The sequence below is a fragment of the Rhizobium sp. P44RR-XXIV genome (genome assembly GCF_001999485.2).
Classification (GTDB): Bacteria; Pseudomonadota; Alphaproteobacteria; order Rhizobiales; family Rhizobiaceae; genus Rhizobium.
Genome location: NZ_MPVZ02000028.1, coordinates 1,811,898 through 1,833,800, shown reverse-complemented (window position 1 = coordinate 1,833,800; position 21,903 = coordinate 1,811,898). Strand labels below are relative to the sequence as shown.

The window sequence follows — 21,903 nt, the reverse complement described above, 5'->3', positions numbered from 1 at the left end:
TACACACCTCCCCCTTGAGGGGGGAGGTCGCCGCGAAGCGGCGGGTGGGGGTGACTGTTGTTTGGCTGCGGAGGTTGCCGCGATCACCCCACCCCGGCCTGCGGCCGACCCTCCCCCTCAAGGGGAGGGTGTTGGGAGCGGCGCTATCTCAAGAGATATGGATCGTTAATGCCCAAAAAGCCCTCCAAACTGGATCGCTTCAAGATTGCCAATAGCCGCCGCTTACGTGCCGGTTCGACGGATGCGGAAACCAAGCTCTGGAAGCATTTATGGCGCATTCCGATCGAAGGGACGCACTTTCGCCGTCAGGTTCCGATCGGACGCTATTTCGCTGATTTCGCCTGTCATCAGATCGGCCTTATTATCGAGCTTGATGGCAGCCAGCACGCAGAAGACATGGCCAGGCGCTATGATGCCGAGCGAACGTCCTATCTCGAAAGCCAAGGCTATCATGTCTTAAGATTCTGGAATGCCGAGGTCATGGATGAAATTGAGGCTGTTCTGGATACGATATTTGCCATTGTGCAGCAGCGGCAAATTTTGCTAGCAGAGGCCGACCGTTTTCACGCCACTCCGGCACGCCGTGCCGACCCTCTCTCTCAAGGGGAGGGTGAGGAACCTTGACATGCCCGATCTCCTGCTCGAACTCCGCTCCGAGGAAATTCCCGCCCGTATGCAGCGCAAGGCTGCCGGCGATCTGAAGAAGCTGGTGACGGATGCCCTGGTCGAGGCGGGTCTTTCCTATGAGGGGGCCAGGGAATATTGGACGCCGCGGCGCCTCACGCTCGATATTCGCGGCCTGACGGCGCGCTCGGCCGATGTGCGCGAGGAGCGCAAGGGACCGCGCACCGACGCCAATGAAAAGGCGATCGAAGGCTTTTTGCGTGGCGCCGGCCTTTCCTCCGTTTCCGAAGCGCAGGTGCAGAGTGACCCGAAGAAGGGCGATTTCTACGTCGCGATCATTTCCAAGCCGGGCCGTTCGGCTGAGGAAATCGTCGCTGCCGTGATGCCCGATATCGTCAGAAATTTTCCCTGGCCGAAATCCATGCGCTGGGGCAAGGCATCCGCCAGGCCCGGCTCGCTGCGCTGGGTGCGCCCGCTGCAGTCGATCGTCTGCACCTTCGGCACCGAGCATGAAGAGACCGTCGTCATCCCCTTCGAGATCGATGGCATCGTTGCCTCCAACGTCACCTACGGCCATCGCTTCCATGCGCCTGATGCGATCACGGTCAAGCGGTTTGAGGATTATGTCTCGAGCCTGGAAAAGGCCAAGGTCGTTCTGGATGCCGAGCGCCGCAAGGATATCATCCTGCATGACGCCCGCGATATCGCCTTTGCCAACGGCCTGGAACTGGTCGAGGATGAAGGCCTCTTGGAAGAAGTATCCGGTCTGGTCGAGTGGCCACAGGTGCTGATGGGCTCCTTCGAGGAAGACTATCTCTCGATCCCCTCGGAAATCATCCGCCTCACCATCAAGACCAATCAGAAGTGTTTCGTCACCCGCCCGCAGGTGGGAGAGACGCTGTCCAACCGTTTCATTCTCATTTCCAACATCCAGGCGACGGATGGCGGCAAGGAAATCATTCACGGCAACGGCAAGGTCGTACGCGCCCGCCTGTCCGACGCGCTGCATTTCTGGAAGCGCGACCAGGGCGATCTGCCCGATCTCGAAATGCTGGAAGCCGCCGCCGCCAAATTCGGGCTCGACCTGAAGAAGCCGCTCGATCAGCGCATGGCCAAGCTCGATGCGCTTGGTGTTACCTTCCATGCCAAGCTCGGCAGCCAGGGCGAGCGTGTCACCCGTATTCGTGCACTTGCCGCAGAACTTGCCAAGATCACCGGCGCCGATCCCGCTCTGGTCGATCGTGCCGTCGTGCTCGCCAAGGCCGACCTGCGCACCGAAGCCGTCGGCGAATTCCCCGAGCTTCAGGGCCTCATGGGCCGCAAATATGCGGTGCTGCAGGGCGAGAACGCCTCCGTCGCTGCAGCCATCGAGGATCACTACAAGCCGCAAGGCCCATCCGACCGCGTCCCCGAAGACAAGGTCGCGATCACAGTCGCGCTCGCCGACAAGCTGGATACGCTCGTCGGCTTCTGGGCGATCGACGAGAAGCCCACAGGCTCGAAAGACCCTTACGCGCTGCGCCGCGCCGCCCTCGGCGTCGTCCGCATCCTCTTGGAACGCGGCGTGCGCGTGCCGCTGCTGGCAACCACCAAGGATGTCGACCTGCTGGCGTTCTTCCATGATCGCCTCAAGGTCTACCTGCGCGATCTCGGCGCCCGTCATGATCTGATCGACGCGGTGCTGACGCCGGAGACCGACGATCTGCTGATGATCGCCCGCCGCGTCGAGGCGCTGACGGCCTTCATCACGTCAGAGGACGGCAAGAACCTGCTGGCCGGCACCAAGCGTGCTACCCAGCTTCTGGCCGCCGAAGAGAAGAAGGGGACGGTTGTCGCCGACAGCGTTTCGGAAGCGCTGCTGAAGCTCGATGCCGAGAAGCATCTGTTCGCTGCCGTCAAAGCCGCTTCCGCGGAAGCATCGGATGCAATCGCCAAGGAAGATTTCCGCTCGGCCATGGCCGCACTGTCCAAGCTGCGCGTGCCCGTCGACCGCTTCTTCGAAGACGTGCTCGTCAACGATGAAGACGCCGCCATCCGCGCCAATCGCCTGGCGCTCCTGCGCCTGATCCGCGAGGCAACGGGCACGGTCGCTGACTTCTCGAAGATTGCGGGATAGGCATGGAGGCGCGATGACCGGAAAGATCCTCGTCAGCGCCTGCCTCATGGGCCATGCCGTCCGCTATGACGGCCGTTCCAAGCCGCTCGTCCATCCGGCGATTGATCGCTGGCGCGAGGAGGGGCTGTTGGTAACGATCTGTCCGGAAATGTCTGCGGGCATGGCTGTGCCCAGGCCGCCGGCCGAAATCGCGGGCGGAGCCACCGGTGAAGGCGTGCTTGCCGGCACTGCGCGGGTAATGGAGATCGCGGGCGGTGACGTCACGGCGGATTTTCTTCAGGCGGCGGAAAATGCGCTGGCGCTCGCAGAGGAAACCGGCTGTCGTTATGCCCTGCTGATCGACGGCAGCCCATCCTGCGGCTCGGGCTTTATCTATGACGGCAGCTTTTCCGGTGCCCGGCACACCGGCCAGGGCGTCACGGCGGCGCTGTTGCAGCGAGCCGGCATCGAGGTTTACTCCGATCGCGAGATCGACAGGCTGGTCGAGCGCCTGAAGACGACGGACTGAGGCAACCAGTCGGAGCTTAAACGAAAACCGCCGGACGTCAGCCCGGCGGTTTTGCTTTTCTGACTTACCCCGCTCAGGCGGCGCGGCGGCGGTGATCCATGGCCGGATGGCCGTCGTTGACACGGAAGCCGCGGATGAGCGCCAGCAGATCTTCAGTATCGGCGGCAAGCGTCTCGGCCGAGGCCGTCGTTTCTTCCGCCATGGCGGCGTTCTGCTGCGTGGCGGCATCGAGCTGGTTCATCGAAGACGAGATCGAGCGCAGCGTTGTATCCTGCTCGGAGGCGCTGTGGGCGATCTTCGAGACGATTTCGTTGGCGGCCTTGATCTGGTCGGAGATGCGCTTCAGCGCCTCGCCTGCCTCACCGACAAGGCGAACCCCCTGGTCGACCTGGCCGGAAGAGCGGGCGATCTGATCCTTGATCTCCTTGGCGGCTGCCGCGGAACGCTGGGCCAGTTCGCGCACTTCCTGGGCGACGACGGCAAAGCCCTTGCCGGATTCGCCGGCACGAGCGGCCTCGACGCCGGCGTTGAGTGCCAGAAGGTTGGTCTGGAAGGCGATCTCGTCGATGACGCCGATGATCTTGCCGATCTCCGACGAAGATTTCTCGATCCCGCTCATGGCTTCGATGGCCTGGGCAACCACGGCGTCGCTGCGCGAAGCCTCGGTGCTGACGGCGTGAACACGCTTGCTGGCCTCATGTGCGCCTTCCGCGGTCTGGCGGACGGCGACGGTCAGCTCGTCCAGTGCCGCCGAGGTTTCTTCAAGGCTGGCGGCCTGGCGCTCGGTGCGTTGCGAAAGTTCGTTGGAGGCGCGACGAATCTCTTCCTTGCTGAGGCCGATGTCGTTGCCCTTGGCATTGACGCGTCCCATGGCGGCTTCCAGATGCGACAGCGCCTCGTTGAAGTTGTTGCGCAGGCCTTCGTAACCCGTACCGAGATCGCTGCAGCGTATGGTCAGGTTCCCCTGGGCGAGGTCTTCGAGCGCCCTGCCGATAACGGAGACGACGCGCGCCTGCTCACGGGCTTCGTCCTGCTGCTGGCGCTGGTTCTGCTCGCGTTCGCTGCTGATCTCCAGTTCCTGAGCGGCCTGGCGATCCGCCAGGACATGGCGTTCGCGGATCTTTTCCTGCAGCGCCTGCGTCGCCTTGGCCATCAGGCCGATTTCATTGCGCATATCGGCATGGGGGATGCTCACCTTGACGTCCTCGTCAGCCACTGCCTTGAGGGCGGCGTGAACCTCGGCAAGCGGTCTCGTTATGCCGCGAATGAAGTAGAGGGCCGCACCGATACCGATGACGAAGACAAGACCGCAGATCAGCAGCGCCCGCCACATCGTCGCGTTGATCTGAGCCTGCAGGTCGTCCATGTAGACGCCGCAGCCGAGCACCAGCTGCCAGGGAGCAAAGGCGGCGGAATAGCTGCCCTTTAGGAAGAACTCGCTATCGGCATGGCCGGGCTTGTTCCAGTAATAGATCGTCCGGCCGCCACCCTTGATGCCCTTTTCGACCATTTCCTTGCTGAAATGGGTGCCGTTCTTATCAACCTGCGAGGACATGTCCTTGCCGATATTGACCGGGCTTGGGTGGATGCGCTGCACGACATTGTAGTCGAAGCCGAAGAGATAGCCGGCCGGCGCAAAACTGACATGCGACAGCAGCTTGAAGGCCTCCGCCTGAGCGGCCTCATGCGTCATCTCGCCGGATTTTTCACGCTGATAATATTGGTCCAGAACGGATATGCCGGATTCGACCTGCGTGCGCAGCATATCGAAGCGGTCGTCATAGATGGAATCGGCCTGCGACCGGATCTGAAAATAGGTGGCCACAGCGAAGCAGGCCATCAGGACGCCAAGCAGGGCAAATAATTGATGTGCGATCTTGAGATTTTTCATAACGTCTCCCACAGGTAATTGAATACCGGTGCGGTATCCTACCGCCTGTGCGATCGCCTGAGAGAACCTCAATACGCTTGCCGCTGCTCGAAATGACATGCTGCTGTCCGGTGGACAGTAAAATCGCTTTTTATGTCTAAGAAACCTTTAATTATAGGGGGTTGGTTGTATTTCCGGAAACTTGAAACCGAAGATATGCTTCTTCTGGATAAGTAATATTTATTTTTATTTGTACATAACTATGAAGCCAACTGCAGTGCCTGACTAATGATTTAGTCTTTTAGAATATTATCAGAATATATATTTCTTTGATATCTCGGTGATGACTGATCATCCATCGAGACATCGGCAGATTTCGATGGGAGGCAGACTGTGCTGTTATTGGCGCAGCTGGAAGGTGGAAAGATCGAGCGGTGCGGTCGCTGGAAGCGTAGAAATTTGCGACAGAGCTGCGGTCGTTGCCGTCATGTCGATGCCATCGGCGGGCTCGCCCGCCGCAGCCAGGGCTTCCGGCGTCGGCTTGCTGACGAACATGACCGGGGAGCCGCCCATCCAGGCCTCGGTGCGCACGACCTTTTTCTCGCCGTCGACAGTGCGGATGACGACCGATTGTGTGCCCGGTGTCAGCGTCGGAACGGTGTATTCCTTTTCGGCCGTCTTCAGCGCGAGGGGAGGGCAATTAGCGCAGCTCTTCTCGATGATGTTGCCGTCACCGCGATGCGCCCTGCTGTCTATGGACTGTATAGACGAGGCCAAGGCGGTACCGCCGGCCAATACGCATGCCAAGGTCAGAAGCAAGGAACGCATAACAACAACTCCGTCTAGGTTGACGAAGACATTAGCAAGCCTTTGTTTCCATACCGTCAGGAGATTAGGTAAAAATTTAATGGATGGCCGAATGCGGGATAGGCGCGATGTTTACGACTCGCGCTCGACTGCACGCCAGCCGATGTCCCCGCGGCAAAAGCCGTTTTCCCATTCAACCTTGCCGGCAAGGGCATAGGCACGCTTCTGCGCCTCGCCGACTGTCGTGCCGGTCGCAGTCACGTTGAGCACCCGGCCGCCCGTCGCCACCAGCGCTCCGTCCTTCAAGGCTGTGCCGGCATGAAACACTTTTGCCCCTTCGCCATCGGCCGGCAGCGAAGCGATCGGCGTGTTCTTGGCGTAGGAGCCTGGATAGCCCTTCGAAGCCATGACCACAGTCAGCGCGGCCTCGTCGCTCCATTCGGCACTCACCTGGTCGAGGGTGCCGTTGGCGCAGGCAAAGAGCAGCGGCAGCAGGTCGCTCTTCAGGCGCATCATCAGCACCTGGCATTCCGGATCGCCGAATCGGACATTGTATTCGATCAGTTCAGGACCCTTGGCGGTGATCATCAGCCCGGCAAAGAAGATGCCGGAGAAGGGATAGCCGCTTTCCGCCATGCCGCGCATCGTCGGCTCGATGATCTCCTTCATCGTGCGTTCGACCATCTCCGAGGTCATGACGGGAGCAGGGGAGTAAGCCCCCATGCCGCCGGTGTTCGGTCCTGTGTCGCCATCACCGACGCGCTTGTGGTCCTGGGCCGTGGCGAGTGCCAGAGCGTGCTTGCCGTCGCAAAGGCAAAAGAAGCTTGCTTCCTCGCCGTCCAGAAAGGCTTCGATCACCACTTCCGCGCCGGCTTCGCCGAACGCACCTTCGAAGCAGTCGTCGATGGCGGCGAGCGCTTCCTCGACCGTCATGGCGACTGTAACGCCTTTGCCGGCAGCAAGCCCGTCGGCTTTGACGACGATCGGCGCTCCCTGTGCACGGACATAGGCCTTCGCCTTCGGGCCATTGTTGAAGCGCTGGTAGGCGCCTGTTGGAATGTGGTAGCGGGCGCAGATATCCTTGGTGAAGCCCTTGGATCCCTCGAGCTGGGCCGCATCTGCGGAAGGGCCGAACACGGCGATGCCGGCGGCGCGCAGGGCATCTGCGATGCCGGCGACCAGCGGGGCTTCCGGTCCGACCACGACGAAGTCGATGGCCTTCTCCTTGCAGAATGCGACGACCGCGTCATGATTATCGATATCGAGTGCCACGAGCTTTGCATGTTCGGCGATGCCGGGATTGCCGGGTGCGGCATAGAATTCCGTCATGAGTGGCGATTGCGCCAGCTTCCAGGCCAAAGCGTGCTCGCGTCCGCCCGATCCGATCAACAGAACTCTCATGGCTTGCCCTCTTGTTGCATCCATTTGCGCGGTTAAGCGGGGTTGGGCCAAAGGTCAAGCGTCAAATCCTGTGGAGGCGTGGCCGCCAACATTGCGTTGCCTTTTTATGTCGCTAAAGCGGGTATGGTTTTGGACGCCAGACCGCCGCTCCCCTGCCGGATCGGCATGGTCCGCGTCGAAAACTGCTTCTTATGCCAGCGGGATCGTGCTTATGGTCCCCTAACCTTTGTCCAGTTCAGAGAGTCACATGGCCGCCGATATTCGTTCCCTTGCCGCAACCATCGCCGCCGAGATCAATTCCCGCCCGGAGCAGGCCAAGTCCGCCATCGAGCTTCTCGATGAAGGCGCGACGGTGCCGTTCATTGCCCGCTACCGCAAGGAAGTGACCGGCGGCCTCGATGACGGGCAACTGCGAACGCTGGCGGAGCGGCTCGTTTATCTCCGTGACCTGGAAGCCCGCCGCGCTGCCATCATCGAGTCCATCACCGGCCAGGGCAAGATGACCGACGAGCTTATGGGCAAGATCACCAGGGTTGGCACCAAGGCCGAGCTGGAAGATCTCTATCTGCCCTACAAGCAGAAACGCCGCACGCGCGCCGAGATCGCCAGAGAGCGCGGCCTCGGTCCGCTTGCAGAAACCATCCTCACCGATCGCTCGAAGGAGCCCGCCGCTCTCGCCGAGGGCTTCATCACGGCCGATGTGGCCGATGTGAAGACGGCGCTCGAAGGCGCGCGCGATATCATAGCCGAAGGTATTGCCGAGAATGCCGATCTGCTCGGCAAGCTGCGCGGCTACATGAAGACGAATGCCACGCTGAAGGCGGCCGTCGTGGACGGCAAGCAGGAGGCCGGCGCCAAATTCTCCGACTATTTCGCGCATCAGGAGCGCTGGGCAACTGCACCGGGCCATCGCGCGCTGGCGATGCTGCGCGGTTGGAACGAAGAGTTCCTGACGCTGACAATCGATATCGACGTGGATACCGCCTCGCCGAACAAGCCTGTGGAGCGCATGATTGCCGCCGCCTACGAGATCGGCCCAAGCCGACCGGGCGACCGCTGGCTGATGGATGTCGCCAGCTGGACATGGCGGGTGAAGCTTTCCATGTCGCTGTCGCTTGATCTCATGCGGGAGCTGCGCGAACGCGCCGAGGAAGAGGCAATCCACGTCTTCGCCCGCAACCTGAAGGATCTGCTGCTGGCAGCGCCCGCCGGCTCGCGCGCCACCATGGGTCTCGATCCCGGCATCCGCACCGGCGTCAAGGTCGCCGTTGTCGACGGCACGGGCAAGCTTCTGGAGACGACGACGGTCTATCCCTTCCCGCCAAGGAACGATGTGCGCGGCACGCAGGCGACGCTGGCGGCTCTCGTCCGCAAACACAAGGTCGAGCTGATTTCCATCGGCAACGGCACCGGCAGCCGCGAAACGGAGAAGCTGGTCACCGACATGCTGGCCGAACTGCCCGCACCGAAGCCGACCAAGGTCATCGTTTCGGAGGCTGGCGCATCGGTCTATTCCGCCTCGGAGACCGCGGCGCTGGAATTCCCCGGCCTCGATGTCTCGCTGCGCGGCGCCGTCTCCATTGCGCGCCGCCTGCAGGACCCGCTGGCCGAGCTGGTGAAGATCGAACCGAAGTCGATCGGTGTCGGCCAATATCAACACGATGTCGACCAGCTGAAGCTGTCGCGTTCGCTCGATGCGGTGGTTGAAGACGCGGTCAATGCCGTCGGTGTCGATCTGAACACGGCTTCGGCGCCGCTGCTTGCCCGCGTCTCCGGCCTCGGCCCATCGATCGCCGATGCGATCGTCAAGCACCGCGACGGCGAAGGGCCTTTCGCAAGCCGCAAGGATCTGCTGAAGGTCGCCCGTCTTGGCCAGCGCACTTTCGAACAATGCGCCGGCTTTCTGCGTATTCCCAACGGCAAGGAGCCGCTGGATGCCTCCTCGGTGCACCCGGAAGCCTATGGTGTGGCCAAGAAGATCGTTGCCGCCTGCGGGCGCGACCTGCGCAGCCTGATGGGTGACGCGGTAGCGCTGAAGGCGATCGACCCGCGCCAGTTTATCGACGACAAGTTCGGTCTACCCACAGTGCGCGACATCATTGCCGAGCTGGAAAAGCCGGGCCGCGATCCGCGCCCGAGCTTCAAGACCGCGACCTTCGCCGACGGCGTCAATGAGATCAGCGACCTCAAGCCCGGTATGCTGCTGGAGGGAACGGTGACCAATGTCGCCGCCTTTGGCGCCTTTGTGGACATTGGCGTCCATCAGGACGGTTTGGTGCATGTCTCGCAATTAGCCGATCGCTTCGTCAAGGATCCGCATGAGGTCGTCAAGGCCGGCGACGTGGTGAAGGTGAGAGTGGTCGAAGTCGACGTGAAGCGGAAGCGAATCGCCCTCTCCATGCGCAAAGATGGCAGCACTGTGGCGGCGCCTTCCGGACGTGAGTCGCGCGAGCAAGGTGGTGCGCGCAACGCTGGGGTTAGCAGCAATAGCCGTCCAAAGGCCGAGGAACGGGGTAGTTTTGGTGCTGCCTTGGCAGAAGCAATCAAACGAAAATAAGGACTTAGCGAGAGATTATGCAAGAATGTCACACCCTGGCACAGTTGTTGTCAGAGTGCCAATCACAGCGAAAAGCTGATCTTGCCACAGGACTGTGAGGCGCTAAAGTCTGCCTTAATGTCATGTCATAACATTCGAGGCGTCCATGGCGTCGGCACTTCTATCTCTCGTCAAGAAACTCATCCGTAAAGGTTCGCTGAAAATCACGCTCGCTTCCGGCGAGACGCAGGTGATCGGCGACGGCACCGGCGAAACCATCGTCGTGCGCATCGCTGATCAGCAGGCGGAGGACGCGATTGCGCGCGATCCGACCTTGAAGCTCGGCGAAATGTACATGGAAGGACGCTTCATACTGGAGCAGGGGGATATTTATGAATTCCTCTCCCTGGTGAAGCAGAATACCACGAACGAAATCTTCGACCTGCGCATGGCCGCCCTGCTCATGGGGCGCATCGTCTGGCAGCAGCTCAAGAGCCGCTCACCGATCAATCGCAACAAATACAATGTTGCGCATCACTACGATCTGTCGGCCAAGCTCTTCGATCTCTTCCTCGATGAGGACTGGCAATATTCCTGCGCCTATTTCAATCCGCCGGGCATCAGCCTCTACGAGGCGCAGGTTGCCAAGAAGCGCCATATCGCCGCGAAGCTGTTGGTCGAGCCAGGTCAGCGGGTGCTGGAAATCGGTTCCGGCTGGGGCGGCATGGCAATGTATCTTGCCGAAGCCTATCCCGGCCTTGATGTCACCGGCATCACTTTGAGCGAAGAACAGCTGAAGGTCTCGCGCGAGCGCGCCGCCAAGCGCGGCCTGTCCGATCGCGTGCGCTTCGAGCTGCAGGATTACCGCTATCTCAAGGGCAAGAAGTTCGACCGTATCGTTTCGGTCGGCATGTTCGAACATGTCGGCATTGGCGATTACCGCAAGTTCTTCAACAAGGTCTCCGAGCTGCTCGACGATAACGGTGTCATGCTGCTGCATTCCATCGCGCGTCCGAAGCCGAGCTTTGCGACCAATGCCTTTATCGAGAAGTACATCTTCCCGGGTGGCTACATTCCGTCGATCGGCGAGACCACGCCGCCGCTGGAAAAGGCCGGCTTGCTGTCCAGGGACATCGAAACCCTGCCGATGCACTATGCCTACACGCTGCGGCATTGGCGCAACAACTTCGTGGCGCGCAAGGCCGAGGCCGTTGCGCTCTATGACGAGAATTTCTTCCGTATGTGGGAGTTCTATCTGGCCGGCTCGGAAATGGGCTTCCGCTGGGACGAGCTCTTCATCATGCAGATCCAGATCGCCAAGAACCAGTTCGCCGTTCCCGACAACCGCAACTACATTGCGGAACGCGAGGCGAAGCTGAAGGAGTTCGAGGCAACGCGTGCGCCGCTGGAGAAGATAACGTTCTAAACGGTCAATTGCCGTTCTTTTCGCTGCGCCGGCCCCTGGGTTTCCAGGGGCCGGCGTTTGTATTTCAAATTCATTTCCCGACGTGAACGACGAATGTTCCGTCTTGCACCGTGCCGTCTGTGTTCAATCCAGTCAGGCGAATGGTGAATTGATCGGTGCCCGCGAAACCCGGGTTCGGCGTGTAGAAAATGATGTTTCCCTGAACGGTTTTGCCGCTGCATATGAAAGCAGGGCTGTCCTTCGCAAATTTCGCGGCGACAGGACCATGTTCGACATCGACTTTGCCATGAGCTGGCTCTTTGACAACGCCGGTATAGGGGAAGCCCGCAAAGGTGCAGTCCTGCTTCACCAGCGAGGTGCTCGTGATTTTTGTTTTCTTGCCGGGGGCGATCCTGCTTGAAAAATGGCTTTGCTTCGCGCCCCCGATCGGTGCGCTGACGCAACCTGACAGTGCAACGCCAATGCCGAGGAACAGGCCTAGGGAAATCAGGGATGTGGTCTTCATTCGTTTCTCTTCTGCAGGATCCGGGGCTTTGAATGATCATGCGCCGCAGCACGCAAGTGACCATTACCTATGATTGAGTATCTCATAACCCATTTAAATCACCGCGACAGATCGGCGCAGGCTGCGGGCCAGCAAATTTCAACCTAAATTTGGCTTGCTCACCGGATTCGGCTGCTTGTGGTTAAGAGACCGGTAACGCGATCCGGATAGTTTGAGGCAACTCTAGGGCTGCGTGTATCGCCCTTTGTATTGCGTATTATGGAGTTGCGTTGTGTTTGTAAAATCGCGTCTGTTTTTCACTCTCAGCTTGCTTGTTGCCTCCGCCGGCGCCGCCTCGGCGGGAGACGGCCAGCATCTCTGGTCGGGCGATTGGTACTTAAGCGTCGGTGCAGCCGGTTTCTCTGCGCCGAAGTTCGAGGGTGGCAAGCACAACAAGCTTCAGTGGGCGCCGTTGATCTCCGTCGGCCGGCAAGGCCCCGGTCCACGCTTCTCCTCCCGCAATGACAATCCTTCCTTTGCCTTTATCGAGACTGACGCTTTCCGCGTCGGTATCGTCGGCAAGTTCGTGCCGAGCCGCGATAGCGGCGACGGGCGCGAGTTGAGGGGGTTGAAGAAGACCAAATGGGGGCTGGAAGCCGGTGGTTTTGCCGAAGCCTATCCGACGGACTGGCTCCGGGCCCGCGTCGAAGTGCGCCAGGGCATCCGCGCCCATAGCGGCCTCGTCGCCGACGCGGCCGTTGATGCCTTCACCGATATCACACCGGAGTTTCGCGCCTCGGCCGGTCCGCGCATGACGCTCGCCACCAACGACTATTTCAACACCTATTACGGCGTTAACGCGCGCGAGTCGGCGGCATCGGGCTTGAGCCGCTATAACCCGGGCGGCGGCGTAAAGTCCGTCGGTTTCGGCGGCGCCCTGACATGGAAGGCTTCGCAGAACTGGACGACCAGCACGTTCCTTGAATATACCCGCCTGACAGGCCCCGCTGGTGACAGCAGCCTCGTGCGCGAGCGCGGCGACCGCAATCAGTTGCTGATCGGTGTCTCCGCCAGCTACAAGTTCAACTTCACGATGAACTGAAATGAGCGGGGCTCCGACCCCGCCGCTTGACCTCCGAGGCCGGATGTCACTACTAGTTGCCTATGCAAAAGACAGGCGACATCAACGGGCGCGTCGCTGACGCGCCATCCGGCAACTGGGTGTACCGCGTTCTGCCCCCGGCACTGTGGCCCTATGCGCAGCTCGCGCGCTGGGACAGGCCGATCGGCTGGCAGCTTTTGATGTGGCCGTGCTTCTGGTCGGTAGCACTTGCCGCCAATGCCTCGGCGTCCACGGGGCATGGTTCACCAGGCCTTGTGGTGGTCTATCATCTCTTCCTTTATTTCATCGGCGCCGTCGCCATGCGGGGCGCCGGCTGCACCTATAATGATCTGGTCGATCACAAGATCGACATGTCGGTGGCACGTACCCGCTCGCGCCCGCTGCCGTCAGGCCGCGTGACGCGCAGTCAAGCCAAGGTCTTCATCGCGCTACAGGCTTTGGTCGGCTTGCTGGTGCTGCTGCAATTCAATTGGTTCGCGGTCATTCTCGGCGTGCTGTCGCTGGCCATCGTCACGCTTTATCCCTTTGCCAAGCGCTTTACCGATTGGCCGCAATTCTTCCTCGGCCTTGCATTTTCCTGGGGCGCTCTCATGGGTTGGGCCGGTCTCTTCGGCAGCCTGTCCCTTGCCCCGATCATCCTTTACGCAGCCGCCATCCTCTGGACGATCGGCTACGACACCATCTATGCGCATCAGGACAAGGAAGATGACGAGTTGATCGGCGTGCGCTCGACCGCCCGGCTCTTCGGGGATCAGACGCGGCTCTGGCTGATCGGCCTTTATGGCGCGGCGCTGCTTTTGATGCTGATCGCCTTTGCCCTGGCCGGTGCAGGCTGGATTTCCTATGTCGGCCTGATCGTTGCCGGCGGCATGTTCGCCTATCAGATCGCCGTGCTTGACATCAATGACGGCGAACAGTGCCTCGCCCTGTTTAAATCGAACAACCGGGTCGGCCTGATCATCTTCGCCGGCCTCTTTCTGTCGTTTCTGTTTCTTGTCCCGTAGTTACACCTATTGAGGGATTGTCGTGGTTTGCAAAATCCGCGCGGCTCGCGAAGGGGATGCTGAAGCAATCAGCCGCGTGATTATCGCTGCCCTTCGCGAAACCAATGCCGGAGACTACTCTCCCAAAATCATTGCCCGCGTTGCCGAAAACTTCAGTCCCGCGGCCGTGCTCCGGCTTCTGGCATCCCGAGTGGTTTTCGTGGCAGTCCAAGGCGCGACGGTGGTCGGCACCGCCAGTCTCGATGGCGCTGTGGTTCGCACCGTATTCGTATCGCCTTCGGCGCAGAAACAACGTGTCGGTCTGAAGCTCATGGCTGAAATAGAAGGTGCGGCCAGAGCCAATGGCATCGCAGTCCTCTCCGTGCCATCGTCCATCACGGCACAGGGCTTTTACGCGAAGCTCGGTTTTGAAGCCGTCGAGGAGCGCTACCATGGAGATGAGCGGACGATCGTCATGAAACGATCCTTGGCCTCCTAAAGATTTCGGCCGCGGGATTGATGATCCCACGGCCGACGGTTGGCAGTATTCTTCTGATCGGGCGCGGCTCAGTGCCTTGCGATGATCTCGCGGCCTTCGATCTTCATCTTGATACCGAGCTTGCCAGTCGAGCGGCGCACCAGGAAGCGCGGGCGGCGATCGGCGAAATAGGAGTGGCGCCGACGCGGCTGGCTGTCCTGCGACCGGACGCCGCCCAGATGTTCTTCCAGCGGGCGGGCAACGCCGTCGGCTTCGATCATCAGCATCGGGATGCGGAAGGCTTCAGACCAGGAACGCCAGTCGGCAGCGATGTCGCTGAGGTCGTGAGCAACCAAGAGGGGGATGCAGAGATCCGGATCGGAGTGATGCAGTTCCAGCGTGACGGTGACTTCGCCGTCTCCATGGTCGATGGCCCGTGCGGCAACACCCATGAAGGCGCGCTTCGGCAGAGCAACGGAGAGTGGCAGCCCGCTGGATGGCAGGATCTTGCGCAGCACCGCTCCACGCTCGTCGATCGTGATGGTGACGTCTCCATCGGCACCGCGCATGGCGTAGCTGACCTGTTGAGGAAAGCGCGTCGGATCAAGTCGCAGTGTGGTTCCAGCCCAATCGGGCTTTAGGACGGTATTTGTCATCGATTTTCTACCCTTGCTTTACCTGAGAGCCCGTTTCCCGGCCTTCTCTCGGAGAACTTCTGTCCTCTCGTTGTTGGGCAGATTAGGCGCCGTCTCTTCCGGACAGCTTAAAAATCGAGGTTAAGAAAACTTTGCGTCCTCAAATGGTTAGCAAAGTCGAATGCATCAGGGTTTCCATAAGGTGAACACACGGCAGGGCGGCTGCCCCAATATAGTGCACGTATAAGGTGAGTGTGTGTAAGTCTCGGGTAAGGTTTGTATGTAACAATCACCGCTAGATTCGCCCCTTTATTAGAGATCTATTGGGATTCTGCTGATGATTTCCACCTATCTTGGTTATACGATCGCAACCAGAGATATGGCGACCTCGCTCAATCAGGTGGCGTCGCAGGCGCAAAACAAGCGCCAGATCGACTATTACAATGCCAATATAGGCAAAGTAACCAACGCCGACGACTTCGTGAATAACTATCAGCTATACAGTTATGCCATGGAGGCCTACGGGCTCTCCGACATGACCTATGCCAAGGCCTTTATGAAACAGGTGCTGACGAGCGACCTCAGCGACTCCACCAGTTTTGCGAATCAGCTGACGGATCCGCGCTACAAGGAATTCGCCGCCGCGTTCAATTTCGGCACTGGCAGTACGAATACGGCGCAATCCAGCACGCAGGAAGACGATCTGATCGGGCTTTATCAGCAGTCGTTTACGAATGAAGAGACGTCCGCCGCCACCGAAACCAGCTATTACAGCCAGAACATCAGCTCCGTGAAGACGGTCGATGACCTGCTCGGCAATAGCAGGCTGAAGAACTACGTGCTGCAAGCCTACGGCATCGATCCGACGGATGTATCGAATTCGATCCTGAAGCAGATGCTGACGAGCGATCTCAGCGACCCCAACAGCTTCGTCAATCAGAATGGCGGCGCGGCCGACAAGGCTCTGGTGGCGGAATTCAATTTCAATGCGGACGGCACGGTCAAGACGTCGACGCCGGATAGCGATACGGCCTACTATCAGGCCAATATCGGCTCGATCACCTCGGTCGATCAGCTGACATCCAATGCACGGCTGTTTCAGTACGTCAGAACTGCTTTCAATATCCCGTCCTACATCACTGCGGACCAGTTCAATGCGTCGGCCATGGATGCAAGTGCTGCGAGTTCGAACGGCCTGACCAGTGTCATGGCCCAATTCAACTTCAAGAGCGACGGAACGGTCGCCTCCGGCTCGCAGGCGCAGACATCGGATCAGATAAGTGCCACGACGGCGGCCTACACTACAAATTATCCCGGTGGACCGCAGACCCTCGGCCAGCAGGCCGATGTGATGAGCGCTTATAATTCGACCGTACCCTCATTCGTCACGAGCGTCGGCGCGGCCGACAATGACCTGTATTACAAGGATCATATCGGCTCGATCACCTCTGTTGACCAGCTGACATCGGACACGCGCCTCTTCAATTACATCAAGACGGCCTATGGCATCGACCCGACCACGCCTGCCGTCGTTTTCAAGAACGCCTTCGGAGATGCGACGACCGCCTCGATCTTCGGCCTGACGGATGTCGTCGCGGCGTTCAACTTCCAGTCGGACGGCACGCTTGCATCCGGCGCGACGGCGCAGTCCCAGAGTGAGATCACCGCAGCCTCGACTGCCTATATGAAGAATTATCAGACGTCACAGTCGAGCCTGACGACCGATGCGGTCACCAACTACAAGAACCGCCTTGCCGACGTGAAGACCATCAAGGATTTCTTCACGAGCAACACCGCCGATAGCGACACCACCAATGACAGCATGCCCGAGATCTACCAGATGGCGTTGCGCGCCTATGGCATCGGCACGAACGAGGTCACCAAGTCGCAACTGACGAAGATGCTCGAAAGCGACCCCTATGATCCGAAGAGCTATGTCAGCTCGCTCAAGGATTCCCGCTTTACCGCACTGGTCAAGGCTTTCAACTTCGACAGCTCGGGCAATCTGAAGGCTCCGGTCCAATCCCTGTCGCAAACGCAGATCAACGGCTACATCTCCGAATATTCCAGCCGCAGCACCGCCGGCTTGACGGGCGCCCAACTGACCAAGGCCACCAGCGATGCCAAGGACGCCGGCACCTATTTCGCGACCAACATCGTCAAGGTGAACAGCGTCACGGATCTGCTGGCGGACAGCAAGCTCACCAATTTCGTCCTCACCGCCAACGGCATTGATCCGAAAACGGTCGATACGGCGACCCTAAAGAAGGCTTTCGCTTCCGACCCGTCCGATCCGAAGAGCTTCGTCAACACCACCGACGGCGCCAAGTTCAAGAGCATCGTCGAGGCCTTCAATTTCGATACCAGCGGCAATCTGACGGATAGCAAGCTTGGAACGGCGCAAAATGCCGGCGCATTGTCCCAGACGAATGATCTCTACCTGCACCAGACGCTGGAGGACCAGCAAGGCGATACCAATCCCGGCGTACGCCTGGCCCTCTACTTTCAGCGCAAGGCGCCGGATATCAATTCGGTTTACGACATCATGGGCGATGCGGCGCTCTATCAGGTGATCACGACGACCTACAATCTGCCAAGCTCAATGTCGTCGATGGACGTCGATACGCAGGCGCAGATGCTGGAAAAGTTCGTCAACGTCAGCGATCTCCAGGATCCAACCAAGGTCAATACGCTGCTGCAGCGATTCTCGGCGCTGTACGATATGCAGAACAATACGACCTCATCGACGTCGCCGGCCCTGTCTATTCTGACGGGTGGTTCTTCCGGCGCCGGCATCAGCGCCGACACGCTGCTTTCGATCGCGCAGCTCTCCTCGTCGAGGTAGCCTAACATTAAAAAATATGGCCTGTCTCTTTGCCGCGTTTCCGCGCGGCAAAGCTGTTGCTGCGCGCCTCTTTCATCGGGATTTCCGATGTTGTTCGGCTAACACAGTGAGGGCGAAATGAGAGCTTTCAGGGGGGATAGGAAGGAACTTATTAACCATCCTTGCCCTATTCGATTGAGTAGCCATCGGCAATATCAATGACTGGGTTGCAGGTCTTATGCGTCATCCCCGAACGACATTTTCAAATGCGTCACAAGGCGTCCAGCCCGAGGGCGAATTCGACCCGGAGCAGGCAGCCGAAGAGGCACGCCGTGCCGAGCAGATCGCTGCCCGCCGCGCGTTCCTGGAAGAGAAGATTCGCAACGCCCGCGAAGCCAAGCGCAAGGCGGAAGAGCACCGCCGCGCCGAGGAATTGCGGCGTGCCGAAGAAGTGAGGCAGCGCACTGCCGCCGCGCCGAAACCGGTTGTCGAAGCCCTGCAGGCAAAGCCTGCAGAGGGTGCTCCGGTCATGCCCGTGCTGCCGCAGGGAATTTCCGCCGAGGATCTTGCCACGCCCGGCTGGCAGAACGCCTTTTTAATGGGGCCGAACGTTCGCTTCACCCGCACGCGGGAAAACGAAATCATCAGCCGCCGCCCGCCCGCCGAACCTACCGTCGTGATCGTGCCGCCCGTCGCCGCGCACGCCGCGATGCGGGTGATGGAACCGCCTGTCATCGAGGCTCCAGCCACCCCCGCTGCGCCGCAGCCAACAGAGCCTGCCGAGTTTCATCTGCCGCTGCTGGAGGACATGCCCTTCGCGGTGGAGAGCTACATACCCTCGGTAATTCAGAAATTTCCGGCGACCGCGCCGGACGCATTGGAGATGACCGTTATCGCTACCGCATTTTCGAAGGCTCCGGCGATTGCGCTGGACGCTTCCCCAGTTTCGTCGAGTGTTTCCGAATCCGTTGCCGCGCCTGTGGTCGAGTCGCGTCTTAGCCATCTTTCCGATTTCGCCTTCTGGGATGCGATGCCCTTCGACGGCGAATTCGTATCCGCCATCCGGGGCATGCCAGGCCAGCCGGTGATGATTCCCCAGCTTGAGGTCGAAGCCGAATCGATCGTCGCGAAGTTCCGCATCGTCGAATGCCGCCGGACCGCTGTCATTGCCGAGACCCTGCCGATTGTCGAAGCGCCCGCTTTGGTCGAAGCCCCTGTGTCTGTTGACGCAGTTGCCGGCCTCTCGCCAGCCACCGTCAACACGCCGGTCATGGACGAACTTGCCGCATGGGAGGCCACGGTTGTGGCATCCGTCGCAGAGCAGGCGGCGCCAGAGGTTGCCGCACCGGTCGTTGCCGAGCCGCAAGCCGTGGCCGCGCCTGACGTATTCGTACCGCCAGCCTTCGTGACCGCCGTCTATGGCGCTGAAGCTGCAACACCTGCCAAAACCCTTCTGGCACCGGTGGTGGTCGTGGCGCCGATGCCGGCCAAGGTCGCGGCATCCGCACCCGTCGAGCCGGTCGCCAAGGCAACGCCGATCGTTCCGGCCGTCGAAGCCGCCGCGCAGGCGCCTGATCGATGCGCCGCCATCGCGGATCTCGCCGCGCAGGCCCGCATCCCTGACACCGCCCGAATGGCGCCCGATCGCCAGCAGCGGTGAAGGAGAATATGAGCTTCCGCCGCGCGAGTTGCTGCAGGAGCCGGCCGTCCGCTCCGGCGTGATCATGACCCAGGAAACGCTGGAGCAGAATGCCGGCTTGTTGGAAAGCGTGCTCGAGGATTTCGGCGTCAAGGGCGAGATCATCCATGTCCGCCCCGGCCCGGTCGTCACGCTTTATGAATTCGAACCGGCCCCCGGCGTCAAATCCTCGCGTGTCATCAATCTCGCCGATGATATCGCTCGCTCCATGTCGGCGCTCTCGGCACGTGTCGCTGTCGTTCCCGGCCGCAACGTCATCGGTATCGAATTGCCGAACGTGACCCGCGAGACCGTTTATTTCCGCGAGATGATCGAATCTCCGGATTTCGAAAAGAGCGGCTACAAGCTGGCGCTCGGCCTCGGCAAGACGATCGGTGGCGAGCCCGTCATCGCCGAACTCGCAAAGATGCCGCATCTGCTGGTCGCCGGCACCACCGGCTCGGGCAAGTCGGTCGCTATCAACACGATGATCCTGTCGCTGCTCTATCGCATGACGCCGGAACAGTGCCGCCTGATCATGGTCGATCCGAAGATGCTGGAGCTGTCGGTTTACGATGGCATCCCGCACCTCCTGACCCCCGTCGTCACCGATCCGAAGAAGGCCGTCATGGCGCTGAAATGGGCGGTGCGCGAAATGGAGGATCGCTACAGGAAGATGTCGCGCCTCGGCGTGCGCAATATCGACGGCTACAACAGCCGCGTTGCCTCCGCCAAGGAAAAGGGCGAGACGATCCACGTCATGGTCCAGACCGGCTTCGACAAGGGCACAGGTGCCCCGATCGAGGAAAGCCAGGAAATGGATCTGACGCCGATGCCCTATATCGTCGTCATCGTCGACGAAATGGCCGACCTGATGATGGTTGCTGGCAAGGAAATCGAAGGCGCGATCCAGCGTCTGGCCCAGATGGCGCGTGCCGCCGGTATCCACCTGATCATGGCAACGCAGCGTCCCTCCGTTGACGTCATCACCGGCACGATCAAGGCGAACTTCCCGACGCGCATTTCCTTCCAGGTGACGTCGAAGATCGACAGCCGCACCATTCTCGGCGAACAGGGTGCTGAACAGCTCCTCGGCCAGGGCGACATGCTGCATATGGCCGGTGGTGGTCGTATCTCCCGCGTCCACGGGCCGTTCGTTTCGGACGAAGAAGTCGAAAAGGTCGTCGCGCACCTGAAGCTGCAGGGCCGTCCGGAATATCTCGACACGGTCACCGCCGACGAGGACGAGGAAGACGAGGAAGAAGACACCGCAGTCTTCGACAAGGGCGCGATTGCTTCTGAAGACGGCGACGATCTCTACGAACAGGCGATCAAGGTGGTCATGCGCGACAAGAAGTGCTCGACCTCCTACATCCAGCGCCGCCTTGGCATCGGCTACAACCGTGCAGCCTCGCTCGTCGAACGCATGGAAAAAGACGGTCTTGTCGGTCCGGCCAACCATGTCGGCAAGCGCGAGATCATCACCGGCAACCGCAATGGCGGCGGCAATGCGAGCCAGGAAGATTTCGACTGATATAGCAGGGGGTTGACGCTAGCCGCGGTCGCCGCGGAGAGTGCGCACCCCCCTCTGTCACTGTCGTGCCATCTCCCCCACAAGGGGGGAGATTGGTAACCCGCAGCGCGTACTCGCCTCAAACAAGCATCTCACCCGCAGAAACTAAAGTGTGATAACTTAGCGACGTCTGGCAGCATACTCCCAACAATCTCCCCCCATGTGGGGGAGATGTCCCGAAAGGGACAGAGGGGGGTATCAGACGCTCGGCATACTCGAAGCTGACTTCTCTTCAAACGGAGCGCATCAGACGCGCTCGAGCTTCACATGCGGCAAGGGCGGCAACTCGACCCGGACGGTGTCGTCAGGCTGCACCCGGCCGCCCTTTGAGACAATGCCCATGATGCCGGCCTTGCGGACCAAACCGCCATCCGCATCCTTGTCGAGCACCGCATGTAGCAAGCCCTTCTGGAAATCGTCGATCTGCTTGCAAGGGTTGCGTAGGCCGGTTACCTCGACGATCGCGTCGTCGCCGATATGCAGGCGTGTGCCCTGGGGCAGGGAAAGCAGATCGAGCCCTCTGGTCACGATGTTTTCACCCATGTCGCCCGGAGCAACGGAAAACCCTTTCTCGGTGAGTTCGGCGAACAGCTCTTCGTGGATGATGTGCACCTGGCGCAGATTGGGTTGCGTCGGATCGACCGCGACGCGAGAACGGTGCTTTACCGTGACCCCCATATGCGCGTCACCTTCGACACCGAGCCCCGTCAGCAGTCGAATGTGATCCTTCGTCTGCTTGCTGAACCCGTGCACGCCGCTGCTGCTGACCGATGTCACATATATGCGCTTGCCGCCCATGCCGAACCCTTCCATAAACGATCCAGATCTTTATAAATT

General features: G+C 60.2%; 16 protein-coding genes and 1 pseudogene. 11 read left to right on the top strand and 6 right to left on the bottom strand.

Annotation, left to right across the window (positions count from 1 at the left end; all coding sequences use genetic code 11):
* Positions 1-168: 168 nt before the first annotated feature.
* From BSK43_RS26145 to BSK43_RS26135, 3 genes are read left to right on the top strand one after another with little or no spacing between them, the layout of a single operon-like run.
* A complete protein-coding gene (locus tag BSK43_RS26145; RefSeq protein ID WP_077471327.1) occupies positions 169-624 on the top strand; it encodes a DUF559 domain-containing protein in 456 nt (151 codons plus the stop codon).
* Between the two features lies 1 nt (position 625).
* Complete coding sequence (gene glyS / locus BSK43_RS26140; protein WP_077471326.1) at positions 626-2,740, top strand: glycine--tRNA ligase subunit beta; 2,115 nt, start codon at positions 626-628, stop codon at positions 2,738-2,740.
* 13 nt (positions 2,741-2,753) lie between these two features.
* On the top strand, positions 2,754-3,248 hold the full coding sequence (locus BSK43_RS26135) for a DUF523 domain-containing protein (RefSeq protein WP_077471325.1): 495 nt from the start codon (positions 2,754-2,756) through the stop codon (positions 3,246-3,248).
* A 73-nt stretch (positions 3,249-3,321) separates the two neighbouring features.
* Here the strand turns inward: BSK43_RS26135 and BSK43_RS26130 are convergent, their stop codons facing one another.
* The 3 genes from BSK43_RS26130 to purD all read right to left on the bottom strand — a co-directional run bounded on the left by BSK43_RS26130 (position 3,322) and on the right by purD (position 7,326).
* Positions 3,322-5,139 carry a methyl-accepting chemotaxis protein gene (locus BSK43_RS26130; protein ID WP_077471324.1) on the bottom strand — a complete coding sequence of 606 codons (1,818 nt, stop codon included), beginning with the start codon at positions 5,137-5,139 and terminating at the stop codon, positions 3,322-3,324.
* A gap of 378 nt (positions 5,140-5,517) precedes the next feature.
* Complete coding sequence (locus BSK43_RS26125; RefSeq protein ID WP_068384781.1) at positions 5,518-5,946, bottom strand: plant virulence effector HPE1-like domain-containing protein; 429 nt, start codon at positions 5,944-5,946, stop codon at positions 5,518-5,520.
* Positions 5,947-6,057: 111 nt separating this feature from the next.
* Positions 6,058-7,326 carry a phosphoribosylamine--glycine ligase gene (gene purD / locus BSK43_RS26120; RefSeq protein ID WP_077471323.1) on the bottom strand — a complete coding sequence of 423 codons (1,269 nt, stop codon included), beginning with the start codon at positions 7,324-7,326 and terminating at the stop codon, positions 6,058-6,060.
* Between the two features lie 247 nt (positions 7,327-7,573).
* Between purD and BSK43_RS26115 the strand changes: the two genes are divergently transcribed.
* Together BSK43_RS26115 and BSK43_RS26110 are read left to right on the top strand one after the other, a co-directional pair.
* Positions 7,574-9,883, top strand: a complete 2,310-nt coding sequence (locus BSK43_RS26115; protein WP_077471322.1) for a Tex family protein — start codon at positions 7,574-7,576, stop codon at positions 9,881-9,883.
* A 145-nt stretch (positions 9,884-10,028) separates the two neighbouring features.
* The gene (locus tag BSK43_RS26110; RefSeq protein ID WP_068384790.1) at positions 10,029-11,288 is read left to right on the top strand and encodes a cyclopropane-fatty-acyl-phospholipid synthase family protein; all 1,260 of its coding nucleotides are present in this window, start codon (positions 10,029-10,031) and stop codon (positions 11,286-11,288) included.
* Positions 11,289-11,358: 70 nt separating this feature from the next.
* Here the strand turns inward: BSK43_RS26110 and BSK43_RS26105 are convergent, their stop codons facing one another.
* The gene (locus BSK43_RS26105) at positions 11,359-11,793 is read right to left on the bottom strand and encodes a hypothetical protein (RefSeq protein WP_068384792.1); all 435 of its coding nucleotides are present in this window, start codon (positions 11,791-11,793) and stop codon (positions 11,359-11,361) included.
* Between the two features lie 271 nt (positions 11,794-12,064).
* Here BSK43_RS26105 and BSK43_RS26100 point away from each other — a divergent pair, with 271 nt between their 5' ends.
* From BSK43_RS26100 to BSK43_RS26090, 3 genes are all read left to right on the top strand, one after another.
* Positions 12,065-12,874 (top strand): MipA/OmpV family protein, encoded by an 810-nt coding sequence (locus BSK43_RS26100; protein WP_077471321.1) that lies wholly within the window; start codon positions 12,065-12,067, stop codon positions 12,872-12,874.
* Between the two features lie 62 nt (positions 12,875-12,936).
* Positions 12,937-13,899, top strand: a complete 963-nt coding sequence (gene ubiA, locus BSK43_RS26095; RefSeq protein ID WP_077471320.1) for a 4-hydroxybenzoate octaprenyltransferase — start codon at positions 12,937-12,939, stop codon at positions 13,897-13,899.
* Between the two features lie 22 nt (positions 13,900-13,921).
* Entirely contained in the window at positions 13,922-14,377 is a 456-nt protein-coding gene (locus BSK43_RS26090) for a GNAT family N-acetyltransferase (protein ID WP_077471319.1), read from the top strand.
* Positions 14,378-14,445: 68 nt separating this feature from the next.
* Here the strand turns inward: BSK43_RS26090 and BSK43_RS26085 are convergent, their stop codons facing one another.
* Complete coding sequence (locus BSK43_RS26085) at positions 14,446-15,012, bottom strand: DUF6101 family protein (protein ID WP_068384801.1); 567 nt, start codon at positions 15,010-15,012, stop codon at positions 14,446-14,448.
* 316 nt (positions 15,013-15,328) lie between these two features.
* On the opposite strand from BSK43_RS26085, the gene BSK43_RS26080 reads away from it, so the two are divergent.
* The 3 genes and pseudogenes from BSK43_RS26080 to BSK43_RS35820 all read left to right on the top strand — a co-directional run.
* Entirely contained in the window at positions 15,329-17,836 is a 2,508-nt protein-coding gene (locus tag BSK43_RS26080) for a DUF1217 domain-containing protein (protein ID WP_077471318.1), read from the top strand.
* A gap of 217 nt (positions 17,837-18,053) precedes the next feature.
* Entirely contained in the window at positions 18,054-19,475 is a 1,422-nt protein-coding gene (locus BSK43_RS35825) for a hypothetical protein (RefSeq protein ID WP_246662674.1), read from the top strand.
* A gap of 1 nt (position 19,476) precedes the next feature.
* A pseudogene (locus BSK43_RS35820) lies at positions 19,477-21,027 on the top strand (DNA translocase FtsK); the annotation flags it as partial.
* 285 nt (positions 21,028-21,312) lie between these two features.
* Here BSK43_RS35820 and BSK43_RS26070 read toward each other — a convergent pair.
* Positions 21,313-21,864 (bottom strand): MOSC domain-containing protein, encoded by a 552-nt coding sequence (locus BSK43_RS26070; protein ID WP_077471316.1) that lies wholly within the window; start codon positions 21,862-21,864, stop codon positions 21,313-21,315.
* Between the last annotated feature and the right edge of the window lie 39 nt (positions 21,865-21,903).

Coding starts and splice junctions, on each gene's coding strand:
- BSK43_RS26145 (WP_077471327.1), top strand. CDS start 169: ATGCCCAAAAAGCCCTCCAAACTGGATCGCTTCAAGATTGCCAATAGC.
- glyS (WP_077471326.1), top strand. CDS start 626: ATGCCCGATCTCCTGCTCGAACTCCGCTCCGAGGAAATTCCCGCCCGT.
- BSK43_RS26135 (WP_077471325.1), top strand. CDS start 2,754: ATGACCGGAAAGATCCTCGTCAGCGCCTGCCTCATGGGCCATGCCGTC.
- BSK43_RS26130 (WP_077471324.1), bottom strand. CDS start 5,139: ATGAAAAATCTCAAGATCGCACATCAATTATTTGCCCTGCTTGGCGTC.
- BSK43_RS26125 (WP_068384781.1), bottom strand. CDS start 5,946: ATGCGTTCCTTGCTTCTGACCTTGGCATGCGTATTGGCCGGCGGTACC.
- purD (WP_077471323.1), bottom strand. CDS start 7,326: ATGAGAGTTCTGTTGATCGGATCGGGCGGACGCGAGCACGCTTTGGCC.
- BSK43_RS26115 (WP_077471322.1), top strand. CDS start 7,574: ATGGCCGCCGATATTCGTTCCCTTGCCGCAACCATCGCCGCCGAGATC.
- BSK43_RS26110 (WP_068384790.1), top strand. CDS start 10,029: ATGGCGTCGGCACTTCTATCTCTCGTCAAGAAACTCATCCGTAAAGGT.
- BSK43_RS26105 (WP_068384792.1), bottom strand. CDS start 11,793: ATGAAGACCACATCCCTGATTTCCCTAGGCCTGTTCCTCGGCATTGGC.
- ubiA (WP_077471320.1), top strand. CDS start 12,937: ATGCAAAAGACAGGCGACATCAACGGGCGCGTCGCTGACGCGCCATCC.
- BSK43_RS26085 (WP_068384801.1), bottom strand. CDS start 15,012: ATGACAAATACCGTCCTAAAGCCCGATTGGGCTGGAACCACACTGCGA.
- BSK43_RS26080 (WP_077471318.1), top strand. CDS start 15,329: ATGATTTCCACCTATCTTGGTTATACGATCGCAACCAGAGATATGGCG.
- BSK43_RS35825 (WP_246662674.1), top strand. CDS start 18,054: ATGCGTCATCCCCGAACGACATTTTCAAATGCGTCACAAGGCGTCCAG.
- BSK43_RS26070 (WP_077471316.1), bottom strand. CDS start 21,864: ATGGGCGGCAAGCGCATATATGTGACATCGGTCAGCAGCAGCGGCGTG.